The 12700-nt window shown below is 57.1% G+C and carries 17 protein-coding genes and 2 pseudogenes; 5 read left to right on the top strand and 14 right to left on the bottom strand.

Going from position 1 to position 12700, the window contains the following annotated elements:
* The first annotated feature begins 1041 nt into the window (after positions 1–1041).
* Positions 1042–1347 (top strand): DUF1236 domain-containing protein, encoded by a 306-nt coding sequence (locus ASD02_RS33280; protein WP_057205353.1) that lies wholly within the window; start codon positions 1042–1044, stop codon positions 1345–1347.
* A 199-nt stretch (positions 1348–1546) separates the two neighbouring features.
* Positions 1547–1927 carry a DUF4440 domain-containing protein gene (locus tag ASD02_RS37815; RefSeq protein ID WP_063963225.1) on the top strand — a complete coding sequence of 127 codons (381 nt, stop codon included), beginning with the start codon at positions 1547–1549 and terminating at the stop codon, positions 1925–1927.
* On the opposite strand, the gene ASD02_RS33275 is transcribed toward ASD02_RS37815, so the two are convergent.
* The 13 genes and pseudogenes from ASD02_RS33275 to ASD02_RS33220 all read right to left on the bottom strand — a co-directional run.
* Entirely contained in the window at positions 1903–2181 is a 279-nt protein-coding gene (locus tag ASD02_RS33275; RefSeq protein WP_057221729.1) for a hypothetical protein, read from the bottom strand. The two genes, ASD02_RS37815 and ASD02_RS33275, sit on opposite strands and share 25 nt — an antisense overlap.
* 321 nt (positions 2182–2502) lie before the next feature.
* Positions 2503–2916 (bottom strand): hypothetical protein, encoded by a 414-nt coding sequence (locus ASD02_RS33270; protein ID WP_057221728.1) that lies wholly within the window; start codon positions 2914–2916, stop codon positions 2503–2505.
* Positions 2917–3011: 95 nt separating this feature from the next.
* A complete protein-coding gene (locus tag ASD02_RS39340; RefSeq protein ID WP_164474929.1) occupies positions 3012–3185 on the bottom strand; it encodes a hypothetical protein in 174 nt (57 codons plus the stop codon).
* 350 nt (positions 3186–3535) lie between these two features.
* Positions 3536–3778 (bottom strand): hypothetical protein, encoded by a 243-nt coding sequence (locus tag ASD02_RS33260; protein ID WP_057205365.1) that lies wholly within the window; start codon positions 3776–3778, stop codon positions 3536–3538.
* Between the two features lie 113 nt (positions 3779–3891).
* Entirely contained in the window at positions 3892–4110 is a 219-nt protein-coding gene (locus tag ASD02_RS33255) for a hypothetical protein (protein WP_057205368.1), read from the bottom strand.
* Between the two features lie 206 nt (positions 4111–4316).
* A pseudogene (locus ASD02_RS33250) lies at positions 4317–5173 on the bottom strand (SDR family oxidoreductase).
* 73 nt (positions 5174–5246) lie between these two features.
* Complete coding sequence (locus tag ASD02_RS40680) at positions 5247–5411, bottom strand: four-helix bundle copper-binding protein (protein WP_347376847.1); 165 nt, start codon at positions 5409–5411, stop codon at positions 5247–5249.
* A 534-nt stretch (positions 5412–5945) separates the two neighbouring features.
* The gene (locus ASD02_RS33240; RefSeq protein ID WP_057221726.1) at positions 5946–6470 is read right to left on the bottom strand and encodes a cupin domain-containing protein; all 525 of its coding nucleotides are present in this window, start codon (positions 6468–6470) and stop codon (positions 5946–5948) included.
* Positions 6460–6753, bottom strand: coding sequence for a DUF3175 domain-containing protein (locus tag ASD02_RS33235; protein WP_057221725.1), 294 nt, complete (start codon positions 6751–6753; stop codon positions 6460–6462). The genes ASD02_RS33240 and ASD02_RS33235 overlap by 11 nt, the downstream gene beginning before the upstream one ends.
* A gap of 59 nt (positions 6754–6812) precedes the next feature.
* Positions 6813–7274: a hypothetical protein gene (locus ASD02_RS33230; RefSeq protein WP_244494330.1), complete on the bottom strand. Its 462-nt coding sequence runs from the start codon at positions 7272–7274 to the stop codon at positions 6813–6815.
* A 44-nt stretch (positions 7275–7318) separates the two neighbouring features.
* Positions 7319–7450: a hypothetical protein gene (locus ASD02_RS40470; protein WP_272953782.1), complete on the bottom strand. Its 132-nt coding sequence runs from the start codon at positions 7448–7450 to the stop codon at positions 7319–7321.
* 42 nt (positions 7451–7492) lie between these two features.
* A complete protein-coding gene (locus tag ASD02_RS40225) occupies positions 7493–7717 on the bottom strand; it encodes a hypothetical protein (RefSeq protein WP_244494329.1) in 225 nt (74 codons plus the stop codon).
* A gap of 34 nt (positions 7718–7751) precedes the next feature.
* Positions 7752–7970 (bottom strand): annotated as a pseudogene (locus ASD02_RS33220) (cyclophilin-like fold protein); the annotation flags it as partial.
* Between the two features lie 187 nt (positions 7971–8157).
* Here ASD02_RS33220 and ASD02_RS33215 point away from each other — a divergent pair.
* The 3 genes from ASD02_RS33215 to ASD02_RS37805 all read left to right on the top strand — a co-directional run bounded on the left by ASD02_RS33215 (position 8158) and on the right by ASD02_RS37805 (position 10202).
* Positions 8158–8580: a hypothetical protein gene (locus ASD02_RS33215; protein WP_057205386.1), complete on the top strand. Its 423-nt coding sequence runs from the start codon at positions 8158–8160 to the stop codon at positions 8578–8580.
* A 115-nt stretch (positions 8581–8695) separates the two neighbouring features.
* A complete protein-coding gene (locus ASD02_RS33210; RefSeq protein WP_057221724.1) occupies positions 8696–9286 on the top strand; it encodes a hypothetical protein in 591 nt (196 codons plus the stop codon).
* 403 nt (positions 9287–9689) lie between these two features.
* Positions 9690–10202, top strand: coding sequence for a BA14K family protein (locus tag ASD02_RS37805; RefSeq protein WP_082523448.1), 513 nt, complete (start codon positions 9690–9692; stop codon positions 10200–10202).
* 272 nt (positions 10203–10474) lie between these two features.
* Here ASD02_RS37805 and catE read toward each other — a convergent pair whose 3' ends face one another.
* The gene (catE, locus tag ASD02_RS33205; RefSeq protein WP_057205390.1) at positions 10475–12625 is read right to left on the bottom strand and encodes a catalase C; all 2151 of its coding nucleotides are present in this window, start codon (positions 12623–12625) and stop codon (positions 10475–10477) included.
* Positions 12626–12700: the final 75 nt, after the last annotated feature.

The following is a 12700-nucleotide window of genomic DNA, read 5'->3' as shown; positions in this document are numbered from 1 at the left end:
CGCGTTTTGTGAAAAAGGTTCCCGTGACTCATTGCGGAATGTGCGTTTAATAAGTCATGCCTAAAGTACCTGCGAAAGCCAAGCGCCCGAAGCAATTGCTCCTCGATGATGACGCTGTGCTGCACGGGCAGCCGAAGAGGCCGCGCGACCCTCCGTGCCTGTCTTTCGATCCCATGCCGGACCGCGTCAAGCCCTGCCTTGCGCTGCTAGCCAAGAGGGTGCCAGCCGCCGGCGACTGGGCGTTTGAAATCAAAAGGGATGTGTGTGGATGCCCCGGAAGATGAAACGAAAACTTACTTCGGTATAGACGAGTGGTCAGGCGCTGACATGGTCCGGCCTCATGTGGCGAGATTGACGCCGTAGGCCATTATGGAGTTCGTGGTTTAGATCCCAATCGGCTACACGTGCTTCTGAGCACTCATCCCACTGCTGGTTAATCCAATCCCCTTCTCTAACTGATTGCCCATAATCCTCCGTTAGACCTCACCACATCCCCGACGTCTCACGACTTCTGGCTGCTGCGTTGGGCAGGTCCAAGGGTCGGAGCTCGCCGGGGGCCATAAGAGCCCAGGCGATACGCGCCAATTTGTTCGCCAAAGCGACTGCAATCAGCTTTGTCGGTCACGACCTGCGCGACCATGGAACAGCGGGAGCGCCGGACGATGCTCGAGGATGCGATTGACGAGGGCGGCTCTGCCTCCACAGCGGGGGGGCCGCTTCTCTGTGGGAAGCTGTCCCGACGAGCTCTAGTGGCTAAATGACGGGCCTAGGAAGTTCGCATCTTGGATGCCGCTTTGGTCGAGGCCGATCAGAAGGCGGCAAGCGCGTCAGCCTCTCGCTTTCCAATGCGGTGCCCACTTTAAAGTGTGTCGAAGTCGCAGGCTCACGCACTTCCCGGACTATTGTCTTAAAGGCCCGCCAGACTAAGGTCGAAACCCCATGCGACTGAAGTCTGGCCATCGGAACGGCAACAGCCCAGAGGCGTTGGTAAGAAGTTCCCGCATTGAGAGTGGGAATACAACAACCAGCCTGGAGAAGAAAATGAGGAAACTTGTCAGCTCAGCCGTCACAGGACTGCTTCTGCTCGGCGCTTCGAGCATCGCCCTGGCTCAGACAGTCATTGTCACCCCAGAGCAGGAAACGGTCGTCCGCGAATACGTGAAGAAGAAGCCCCTCGCTTCCATCAAACTTCCCGGAGTGGAGCTCAATGTCGGTTCGACGGTTCCCGAAACGGTGGAACTACACACCATTGATGCACCGGACATCACCTACCGATATATGGTCGTTGACAACCGCACGGTGCTGGTGGACCCGGGCACCCGCAAGATCGTTCGGGTTATCGACTAGCCCTGATAGACGGCGTCCCTTCCCCTCCGGGGAGGGGGCAGCCTTGACGCTCAGACTGAAGTCCCATGGCGGAACTTCTCACTTTGTGGCTGGTTCGGTATCCTCGCGGTCGCATCGCCCAGGCGCCGGCGCGATCGCTGGCGTCGGACAACGCGGGCTGACCAGTCCAACGATAGCTTGCCCATTGGAGTGACCACCCTTGTCGAGCCCCGATCCCAACTTCGCCGAAATCCAGTTTCTCGAAGAAGCACTGCACCGACCATCGGTCAGGCATTCGAAGCTAGCGGTCGAAGCATTGCTTGCAGAAGAGTTCGTCGAGTTCGGTGCGTCGGGACGCGTATATCGTCGAGCAGAGGTCATAGATCTTTTGACCAAGGAGGAGGATCACACCGACGGCATTCTCCGAACGTCCAACTATGCTCTCGCGCCCATTTCCCAAAATGCGGTACTTTTGACGTACGAGAGCCATCTCACATATCGCGACGGGTCTGAACGATCCGCTTTGCGAAGTTCAATCTGGAAGCATGACGGGAAGAAATGGCAGATACTCTTCCATCAGGGTACAATGCAGCGGCCGTGATACTGTGCGCCGTCAATCGACTCCCTAGTGTAGTCTTCTCGCGAGACGGACAAGGCCAGCACCAAGCTCCAACATTTCGAAACTGCATCCATGAGGAAATAGTTGTCTGCCAGCTCCGTTATCGCCATCGCGACTTCCTCGCGTAACCAACCGGCTTGGTGCGCTCGATCGCCAAGCGACAGGAATTCGGCCCCCAACGCCTCCTGGCAAAGGAGGACGCGATCAGGAAGCGTCGGCGCGGCAATCTTCGACACGGCGTGTCCTCCTGCCGAAGAGGATAGGGCGCACTTTGCATTCTACAAGGCTTCGCTAATTTAACGAGCGACTGTCGACTAACGCACCTATCGGGTCTAGCCGTCCGATAGACTCGCCGAGCACGTCGCGCAGATAGCTGGGCGTAGATGAAAGAACGGCCCCCTGTTGGGCCGGGAGACGGAAAGCTCCGACAGTCATCGTTCATGCCGACGTGTTTGAGCTAAAAAAATAGGCCCCCAGGGAAAGGGGCCTAGAGTGTGAGACAGCGGCTGCGGGGGGGTGGCCGGCTGTCACGTGGCATGTCCGTAAAAAACGCGCCTCTAAGAGGATTGTTCCTTGTAGATCGACGGCCCCATCCCCCGGTATTCGGGTTGAAGGAATGTGAATTCGTAGCTCCGGGTCAATGCTTCGACCAGCGCATTGACGATGGCTGTACGGGCGACCTCTTTCCTGTTGGCGTCAATGGCGACGAGGTCTTTCGCCACTGCCTCGGGCAGCTTCCAAAGCTCGGCCTCGACGAGCGCGACAACTTCGGCATCGTCGACCGCAGTCCCGGCGCGCTCGATACGGTGGTTGATGCGGATATGCCTGACGAGTTCCTCAGCAATTGAGCGGGCGCTGTCTTGTTCGCGGCGGCGCGAAACGCCTGTTCCTGCGAAGCGGCGTTTGGTCGATTGGTCTATCACCGCCAGATGGATGGCGACGAATGAGGATAGCTTGGCGTGGTCCGTCACTTGCTGAACTCCAGATAGCATTCTTCAGTGCCCGATCGTCGATCGGGGCGAGTTGTGCCGCATGTCTGAGATTGGCGCCCACCTAGCGCCGGGGGTCAGGATCGCTTGGCCGGTGGCCATTCGATCTTGTGTTCGAAGCAATACCAGTTTGGCGCCGACCGTCCGTGGGCATAGCCGAAGCCGCCCCACTTCATGCAGCAGGGAGGTTCGCACAGATGCTCGGCCAGGCTGCTTTCCGCTCTCTTGGTAGCGCCAACCTCGTCGCTCATGCTCAATGCCCTCTGAGTAAACTGTTCTACAAATGTTCTCATTGGGGCAGAGAGTCAACTGCCGACTCTTACCCGCTCGATGGTGCAGACCGACCAGCAAGCCCAATCCCGGGCAAGGGCTGGTTCATGATCCTTCGCCTGTACGGTCCGCTGGAACCTTGGTTCAACAATTCCTGGCGGCCTGGTGAGATCGAACTGGTGCAATAGGGGAAAACAGTCGAAACGAGCGGATGGTTCACCATCCGCTCGCTCGATCGTCAGGCGTAGCATAGGGCAAGGCGACGTGGTTAAATCAACAACATTTGCCACTGGTCTTGAACCAGCTCGCCTCTCTCGATTTAGCGAAGTGCTTAGTGCAGCTTCCTGGCAAGCCGGACGAGGCCGGCACCAAGCTCGAACATTTCGAGATCGGCATTCGCGAGGAAATAGCCGTCTGCCAGCTCCATCATCGCCATCGCGAATTCCTCGCGTGACCAACCGGCCTGGTACGCTCTATCGCCAAGCGACAGGAATTCGGCCTCCAACGCCTCCTGGCAAAGGAGGTCGCGATCTGGGTGGCCTTCCGGAAGCTTCGGCGCGGGTATTTTCGACATGGCGCGTCCTCCTGCCGAGAAGGATAGGGCGGACTTCGTATTATACAAGGCTTCACTAATGTAACGATCCGCCGTCGATCACTTAGCCTATGCGTCCAGCCGCGCCGATAGGTCTAGTCGAGCGTCGCGTCACATGTCGTCGTCGGAAACCCAATTCGCTTGAGCAAGCCCACATTACCGAAAATCGGACGGATGCGCCATTTCATGGCGAGATCTAGGTATCCGCCGATGTTACGATTGAGGAACTGATCAAAGCCGAGCAGGTCTTTCGTGACGCCGGTGCGCGTGGCGTAGCGGCTCGCTGACGGAACATGAATTGAGATCGGGTCCAAAGCCCCTTCGTAACAATAGCCCTACCTGACGGGTTGACGGATCTCAAAGAGAGGCAGAGTTCCCCGAACGACCTGGTCGCAATAGGTGCCAAAATCGCCTATTCGGGTGCCGTTGCCGTCAGCGGATTTCTCGACATGTATGGTGCATTGCCTGACGGTATCGAGTTTCCTGCCGTGGACTTACGGGCGTGTCACCGTGTCGTCATTCACAGGATCGGCTTGCCACCGGTCACCCCGATCATGGTGCCCGATACATAGCTTGAGAGGGGATCGGCCAACATGACGTAAGCGGTGGCGAGTTCGGCCGGTTGCCCCGGGCGTTTCATCGGAACCTGCCTACCGAAACTTGAGACGGCTTCCTCGGGCATGGTCGATGGAATCAGCGGAGTCCAGATCGGACCGGGTGCCACCGCGTTCACACGGATTCCCTTTTCGGCGAGCATTTGGGCAAGGCCGGCGGTAAAATTCTGAATTGCGCCCTTCGTAGTGGCGTAGGCAAGCAGCGTTGGATTAGGCATGTCCGAGTTAACCGATGCGGTGTTGATGATCGAGGCACCCTCTTTCATGTGTTTGACGGCTGCCTTTGACAGATAGAACATTGCATGGATATTGACCCTGAAAGTCAGCTCCCATTCTTCGTCGGGGATGTCGCCTATCTCCTTAAACGTCGACTGATGCGCGGCGTTGTTGACAAGGATATCATACCGCCGAGATCGGCCATGGCACGGTCGACGATGTACCGGCAGTGGTCGGCCGATTGAATGTCGCCTTTGACGAGAACGGCTTTCCGGCCAGCCTCCTCGACATGCTGTGCTGTCTCCCGGGCGTCCTCGTCTTCTTCGAGATAGGAGATCAGAATGTCCGCACCCTCACGAGCAAATGCTATCGCCACCGCGCGCCCAATACCGCTGTCTGCCCCGGTGATTACGGCCATCTTGCCTGCGAGACGTCCCGACCCCTTGTATGACTGCTCCCCGTGGTCGGGAACCGGATTCATCTTTCTCGTGAGGCCAGGCATCGGCTGTTTTTGGGCGGGAAAGGGAGGCTTGGGATAATCAGACATTGTGTTCTCCTGTGTGAGACCTAGCGCGAGGACGAGAGCGACCCTGCTGGGTGCGTAGCGGCGGCTGACACGTTCAGTGAAACAGAGGGAGAGCTTCGCTGCAGCTTTGCGCGCAAGCTTCGCACGCGCGGGCGCAAATTTGGCAATGCTCGTGCATCTCAACATGCTTCGCGCATTCCGCGGCGCAGGCCCGACACGCATCAGCACAGGTCGAAACAAGATTGTGGGCGACATCCATGTTGGTGCCGGTCCTGCGCGTGGCAACCGACCCGGTCGCCACGCAGATGTCGGCGCAATCGAGATTGAGCCTAATGCACTGAACGAGTTCACCGACGTTCGTCTCGCCAAGGCAGGCGTCTGCGCAACTCGTGCAAACTTGAGCACAGCTGTAGCAATGCTCTATGCAGCGCATCAGCGCGTCTGCCGAACGCCCGTGTACATCAGGATGGCTATTCATCATTTCACGTACAAGCATCGGTTTCCTCGCAGCTTTTCGGGTGTGTCCCTCCAACAATGGCGATGGCGAAATGTTCCGAGCACGGAACGCTTCTCGTGAACCGGCGTATGGAGCGCAGTTTCTGCAAACAATGGCGTGGGTATGGTTTCATCAGTTGCATCGCGGCTTGAGCTTGAACGCAAAGCCGCGGACAATGTCACGGCGTCTCCAATGCCCTGGGCACGACATCCAGCCAAACCGCAGCCCGGCATTTGTCACTGGACGAAAAGGCAGCATCAGGTGTTGCCGTCGGCATCTTGGCCACCGAAGCCGCTTTTACAGATCACGCCACAGGGCACGCAGCGGACCGCCCGGACCGTAGATCGGGTCACTTTGGGGAATGGGCAATGTGGCGATGATTTTCAAATCGCCTGGCGTTGCGGCAGCCGTTTCGATATCGGCATGCTGGCCGGCAGGATAGGCGCCGACGACAAGGAAATCGTCACTGGCAGAGTTGCACATGTGCCCAGTGCCGGAAGGCAGAACCAAGCAATCCCCAGCGCTGACATGAAGAACGGAGCGGCCCGGTCCACCGATCAAAAGCTCGGCCGTGCCTTTAGCGATGCCGAGCACCTCATGTGCCCTGACATGATAGTGCTGGTAGGAGAAAATTCCATTGCGCCAGAGCCCCTGCCATCCCGCGTCCGAGAAAAGCCGTTCGAAAACAGGAGCGCAGTCCGTTGGCGCGGGTGCGAGGATGTTGCGGTAGAAGAGTACGGGCAGAGAGGGATGATTGGGTACCCAGTCGCTTGGCGTTAAGAAAAGCGTTTCCGGTTGTCTGATCCTCAACTCATTTGCCATGTTTCGGTGCCTTGCCAAAATCCTTGCGCAATTCGTCCTTTGCCTTTTCGAGGGTCGCGCGGCGCCCTTTGGAAAGCAGGATGCCAGCGCGATTGATATAGAAGGTCAGCATGGACATGGCCGAACGCAACGGGCTTGATTTGCGTCTGTTGCTTTTCTCTGCCGACTCCTTGAGCGAGTCCGCTATTTTTTTGGCGCTCCGTTGATTGAAAATTCCTTCCTTGAGGTCCAGTGCGTCACTGTTTTCGGTCACCTTTTGCGACCATTTCTTCTTCTTTGCCATATTCAGGCTCCTTCGCAAAATAATGCTAGGCGCTCCAACCTTACGCGTCAGACTTGACCCTATTTTGCGTTGCCGATGGCCAAAAGGCACACCGCAAAAAAATTAAACACCGCGCTGACTGCATGAGAATATTCCCATCCACGGCGCAACTGCGTCCAGTTTTCTGGAAGCAGAGTCCAGTTGTCGGTCGCCTGATTTGCCGGGAAGGTAAAAGTCCAGAATATGGCTTGCGTAGCAACAATGCACGCAAGAGCGGCTATGGCGGGGATCGCCGGTTCCCCCGCTCGATAGAGAGCCATCGAAAGCCAGAGGAGCGCAGCTATCGCGCCAACGACAATGAACGCGAAGAGGTTCCATCCATCGTATGCGCGTTGCGCAGCAAGATAATCTTCGCCCGACAGGCGCATCTTGCTGGCGAGAGAAAACAAGTGCGCACCCGCTGGCACCAAGGCCAAAGATGCAAGAACGAGGCTGACAATGCGTAACCAATGGGTCATCGAATTGAACCGGAACGAAATCATGACTACCAAACCGCAACTACCGCCGGAGGTTCCGAATTTTGCGTTCAGAGCCGCTCGTAGGTGACGCGCCAGCCTTCCTTGGGATCAGCGGGCGTGATCGTCAGTTGGTCGGCGTCAACCTTGAACTTGCGTTCCATGCGCTGGCCAATGAGATTGCGGACGAGGGACGATTCCACGGTGATGGCGAATGTCTCTTTGGCCTCGTCGACTTAAACCGGTTACGCTGCAGCGTCCGGATTCATCGCCTGGACGGAGAGCGTTCCGCCAGTGGAGAAGATAACCTGGCCGGAATAGGGGATTTCTGTCCGATCGCCGCTCGCGTCGGTGACCTGCAACGACGTCATGCGCCACGCGCCGGTTATCGAGGACTTGCTGTTGTCAGCGAACGCAGCGGAGGATGCGGCCAGCGTCAGCGCTACGAGCGCGATCTTGAAGTTCTTCATTCGTGTGGTCCTTTTCGAATGGGAGGGAAGTGGTTCAAATCCGTTCGATGCGCACGGGATACTCGCCGCGAACAAGTAGAGGCTCGAAACCTCCGTCGAAACGGCCGAGCCGGATCAGCCCGTCCCAGCGGTATTCGTCGTAGAACAAGGCGAGATTGCCCCATGGCTTGAAGTAGCAGAGGTCGCCCGGCCGCTCGTTCCCGAACGGACCGCTGCCGTCCTGCGTCAGCTTGCGCGGCAGATGGACGATCTTTTACCTGCTTCATCCTCCTGGACCGGCCGCCGTCACTTCGGCTCAACCAGCAGCCGGCGAAATGACGATGACTCGATTCATACCTGCGTTCCCGCGCGATCTTCCTCCTGTCAATCCAACAACGTCATGGTTGACTCCGCGTTTCACTCAGCGGAAAACGATTCTTGGCTGCAGAGGGAGAAAACTGATGGCTGATGAAAGCAATACGGGTACTACAATCGAAGCTGTAGAGACCGACGCACCGGCAAAGACGCCGGTACCGAAAAAGCAGCGAGCGCCGCGGCGCACGAAAGCAACTGCAGAAGCAACGGGCACCACAACGGTTGCGAAGACGCCGAGAGAGCGCAGGAAGCGCACCGACGAGGGCGTAGTCGCAAAGCTTGCGCCCGTCAAAAAGCAAGTTGCTGAAAAGACGACTTCCGCCCTCAAGACCGGAAGCAAGAAGACGTCGAAGCTCGACGGACCAAAGGCTTCGTCGTCCGTCTCGGCGATCGATGAAATGGCCGACCTCATCCAGCTTGAAGAAGAGAATAAAATGCTCCGCAAGGAACTGGCCACCAAACTGCGGGCGGAAAATTCGGAACTGCGCAAGCGGTTAGGACTTGATTGACCGTGACCGACAGCAGGGGCCGGTTGCGAGATCGACCTTGGCCCCTACATTCCTCGTAGGACAGACATTCACCGAGCTCACGTGAGAGTTTCGGATCGCTCGAGGCTGACGATCGATGAAATCACCATGGAACCTATTTGCTCGACTGACATCGCGGGGACGGTCGGCAGAACCACGCGAGATTTCGATTGAGCACGACGCCGATAGCCAAGCAAATGACACGCAAGAACAACAAGTCCGCGGCGCTCAGTTGAGTTCAACGGATCCAACCGGGGCAGTTCAGGATCGTGGGAATGGATCGGATGAACTCAAGGAGGCTGCATCTTCGGATCTGACCGAACACCAGGATGATAACGCCCAAGCCGTCTCTACAGACGCCGCCGTTGAAGAGGCACCTACGCCGGAAAATCAGCGAATTGGCGAACTGCCTCCAAAAGAGTCAGCCTCGTTGCCTAAAAGCAAGCAATCTCCTAAGGCGCCACAAATTCAAGCGCGCGCTAAGAAGTCCGGAACCGGGAACATTAGGAAGTTCCCTTCGAAAGCGAACACGGATCCCGGCGCACAGTTATCAGCCCGGGAAGCATTTTTTGAGGAAGTGGCGGATTTGGACGACGAGATTCAGCAACTGAAAACCCTGTTGGCCGAAAAGCTCCATCTGCAGAATCTCCACCTCAGAAAAATGCTCGAGCGTTTTGACCGGTCGTGAGCCCGAGCCCAACAGCCTATGCGATTTGGCCAGTCCCGCGTCTGGCTCCTCGTCGATCTCCGGCGGGCTCAATTGTCGCCTGCGATGATGAAGAGATCGGGCGGATGGACAGCAGAAGGCAGCCGGACGGCAATTTGTCCAATCCCTGATCAGGCATAGGCCGTTACCTTAAATGCTGGCAGGGGCGATGTTACGATCGCAGACCAGGCAGGGAAGCTGACACGCCACCAGGCTTCGCATAGGGCGCATCTCAACATAACCTACTCAGGAATAAAACTGCTCCCTGGCGACGCAGAATTTCGCCTGCAAAAAGCGATTTTGGTGTAAAATTATGCGTCCTTAAAAAAGGCAGCGGTTGACGCGCCGACTTCGACGCTCTGCGCCGCAAAGGAAGGGTAAGCCAATGAAAAGGTTTGCAATCGTTCCCCTGTCGCTGGTGATGATGGTTACAGGCATTCCGCCTGCCATGGCGTTTCCCACAATAGCGACGCCGAAGATCGACGCGGGGCAAGCGCAATTGGTTCAATACGCACGATATCGCGGCGGCGGGTACTATGGTGGATACCATAATAATGGTGGTGATGAGTGGGCCTGGGCACTAGGTGGGCTTGCCGCCGGCGCAGTTATCGGGGGCCTCCTGGCGCAGCCCCGATATTATCAGCCCTATGGGCCGGGATACTACGGGTCGGGATACTACGGACAGAGATATTACCGGCCAGGCTATTATCCACGCAACTATTACGGCCGGAGCTACTACGCCCCGCGCTATTATGCGCCGCGTTACCAACGCCAAGTCTATTACGGCGGAAATGCTCATACGCGTTGGTGCTATGGACGATACCGCTCCTACAGGGCCTACGACAACACGTTCCAGCCCTACTATGGCCCGCGGCAGGCGTGTGTCTCGCCTTATTGAGCGAGAAGGCAATGATGATCATGGTCCGGATTTGAAAGGGCGTCGCGTCGCCGACAACGTCGCCTTCGCAGCGCTTTCCGCGACGCAATCTAGCCAGTGGCTTCTTCCGGAACCTGCCGCACAAAGTCGACAGTGATTGGGAAGGCTTTGCCTAACGCATGGCGCTGCGCAGGATTACATGGAGACATGAGCAATGGTGCGGCGATCAAAACACCGCAGGAGGTCGCCGAGCATTAACCGGCACGGCTTCAGAGCCGTGCCGGTGCGTGCTCCTATTTGATTGGCCGCGAAGAGGCTTTGCCGAGCTTTATCGATGGCTCACGTCCCCACACGCGAAGCTTGCCGAGCTCTGATACAAAGCTTGGAAGCCCTTCGTCGCCAGGAAGGGCAATAACGCCTTCGTCGGCCGCTTCGGCGATGCCCGCTTTTTCCAGCAGAGGGAGAGCGGATTGATCGTAGCCGATGAACTTGCAGTGCTGAAACGCATCGGCGACAAAATCGCGAACCGTTGCCTCTCTCAGCAAGTCATCCATCGCGGCTTCTGAAGTCAAAAGGGCGACAGCATCAAACAGAACCGATGGGCCGCCATCGATCATATGGTGGGCTTCGACCCATGTACCGTCGGATGCAGTGACCCCACCGACCTTTGGTGCGATCAGTTCGACCGTGGCTTTTTCCTCAATGATTGCCCCGGTCAGTTCCTTCAAGAGCTTGGCGTTAACGCCATCGGATACAAGAATGCCCAGCTTGCGGCCTTCAAAACGTTTCGGCCCGCGTTCTATAATGCTCAACGCGGGCGACGGCGTCAGATCCTGGCGGGTCGGCATAGCTGCATCGGCGGGCTTTGGCATGGTCTGAAGACCTAGTTTTTCGGCAACGGTGGTCGCAAGGGTCTCATCGATATTGAGAAGATGAGCCACCATGCGCTCGCGAATGACGGGTGTTTCGACCTTACTGAGTTCGAATGTCAGCGCCATTGCAATATGCCGCTGCTCCGGCGGGGTCTGGCTGATGTAGAATTGCCGGGCCTGGCTGTAATGGTCAGCAAAGCTCTCCGGGCGAAGGCGAGCTTTTTGGCCTTGCTCTTCGGCAGGGAAATGTCGGTATCCGCGCATCGGAGACTCCCTCGGTCCCTCCCCGTGAGAATTGGGCTGGTAGTTCGTCCGCCCCACGGGATTGCGCATGGCCATGTGCCCGTCCTGTTGGAAATGGGCAAAGGGACACTTTGGAGCATTGATCGGCAGGTGCGTGAAGTTCGTGCTGCCAAGTCGCTTCAACTGCGTGTCAAGGTAGGAGAAGTTCCGGCCTTGCAACAGCGGATCGTTACTGAAGTCGATGCCTGGCGGAACGTTCTGCGTCATGAACGCTACCTGCTCGGTTTCCGCGAAGAAGTTATCGGGCATTCTATCAAGCACGAGGCGACCGATCGCCTTGACGGGAAGGATCTCCTCCGGAATGATCTTTGTCGGATCAAGCACATCGAAGTCGAAGCGGTCGGCGAACTCCTGATCGAAAAGCTGAACACACAGCTCCCATTCGGGAAAATTCCCCGACTTGATCGATTGCCAAAGATCCCGACGGTGAAAGTCCGGATCAGCGCCGTTGATCTTGACAGCTTCGTTCCAGGCGACCGACTGCAATCCCAGCTTGGGTTTCCAGTGAAACTTGACGAACGTGGACTCGTCCTTGGCATTGATAAAACGGAACGTATGGACTCCGAAGCCTTCCATGAAACGGAAAGAGCGCGGGATAGCACGATCAGACATGACCCACATGACCATGTGCATGCTTTCCGGTGTTAGGCTAATAAAGTCCCAGAAATTATCGTGTGCGGTTTGAGCCTGCGGAAATGCTCTGTCCGGCTCCTGCTTGGCAGCATGGATCACATCAGGAAACTTGATCGCGTCCTGAATGAAGAACACTGGGATATTGTTGCCAACAAGGTCCCAGTTCCCTTCCTGAGTGTATAGCTTGACCGCGAAACCGCGAACGTCACGCGCGAGGTCAGCCGAGCCTTTGTTGCCGGCGACCGTTGAAAAGCGAACAAAGGCAGGCGTCTTCTCACCGGATCGCTGGAACAGATCTGCTCTAGTGTATGCCGCGAGAGATTCGTATGTTTCAAAAAATCCGTGGGCGCCATAGCCGCGGGCGTGAACGACGCGCTCGGGAATTCGTTCATGGTCGAAGTGGAAAATCTTCTCGCGGAAATGGAAGTCTTCGATCAGCGCTGGTCCGCGTGCGCCGACCCGCAGCGTATTTTGGTCGTCAGCGACCGGGCCGCCTTGAGCGGTCGTGAGGACGGGTGTGTCGTTTTCAGCGATCTGGTGAAGTTCGCCGCCCTGGCCGCGTCGCAGTTTTTGATCGTGTATTTCTGCGATTGTCGCTTGTTGTGCTGACGGAACGCTTGTCGTCTTCTTTGCCATTGGATATCTCCTGGAAAACTCGGGTTTGGATTGTTGCTGGCGATCAGAAGCAAGGGGTCGTTTCCGAGGGAAGTG

The sequence above is a fragment of the Ensifer sp. Root1252 genome (assembly GCF_001425885.1).
Classification (GTDB): Bacteria; Pseudomonadota; Alphaproteobacteria; order Rhizobiales; family Rhizobiaceae; genus Ensifer; species Ensifer canadensis.
This window is presented reverse-complemented; position numbering and strand designations above follow the sequence as displayed.

Coding starts and splice junctions, on each gene's coding strand:
- ASD02_RS33280 (WP_057205353.1), top strand. CDS start 1,042: ATGAGGAAACTTGTCAGCTCAGCCGTCACAGGACTGCTTCTGCTCGGC.
- ASD02_RS33230 (WP_244494330.1), bottom strand. CDS start 7,274: ATGATTTCGTTCCGGTTCAATTCGATGACCCATTGGTTACGCATTGTC.
- ASD02_RS33240 (WP_057221726.1), bottom strand. CDS start 6,470: ATGGCAAATGAGTTGAGGATCAGACAACCGGAAACGCTTTTCTTAACG.
- ASD02_RS33215 (WP_057205386.1), top strand. CDS start 8,158: ATGGCTGATGAAAGCAATACGGGTACTACAATCGAAGCTGTAGAGACC.
- ASD02_RS33210 (WP_057221724.1), top strand. CDS start 8,696: ATGAAATCACCATGGAACCTATTTGCTCGACTGACATCGCGGGGACGG.
- ASD02_RS33260 (WP_057205365.1), bottom strand. CDS start 3,778: ATGTCGAAAATACCCGCGCCGAAGCTTCCGGAAGGCCACCCAGATCGC.
- ASD02_RS40225 (WP_244494329.1), bottom strand. CDS start 7,717: ATGAAGAACTTCAAGATCGCGCTCGTAGCGCTGACGCTGGCCGCATCC.
- ASD02_RS33235 (WP_057221725.1), bottom strand. CDS start 6,753: ATGGCAAAGAAGAAGAAATGGTCGCAAAAGGTGACCGAAAACAGTGAC.
- catE (WP_057205390.1), bottom strand. CDS start 12,625: ATGGCAAAGAAGACGACAAGCGTTCCGTCAGCACAACAAGCGACAATC.
- ASD02_RS40680 (WP_347376847.1), bottom strand. CDS start 5,411: ATGGATGTCGCCCACAATCTTGTTTCGACCTGTGCTGATGCGTGTCGG.
- ASD02_RS37805 (WP_082523448.1), top strand. CDS start 9,690: ATGAAAAGGTTTGCAATCGTTCCCCTGTCGCTGGTGATGATGGTTACA.
- ASD02_RS39340 (WP_164474929.1), bottom strand. CDS start 3,185: ATGAGCGACGAGGTTGGCGCTACCAAGAGAGCGGAAAGCAGCCTGGCC.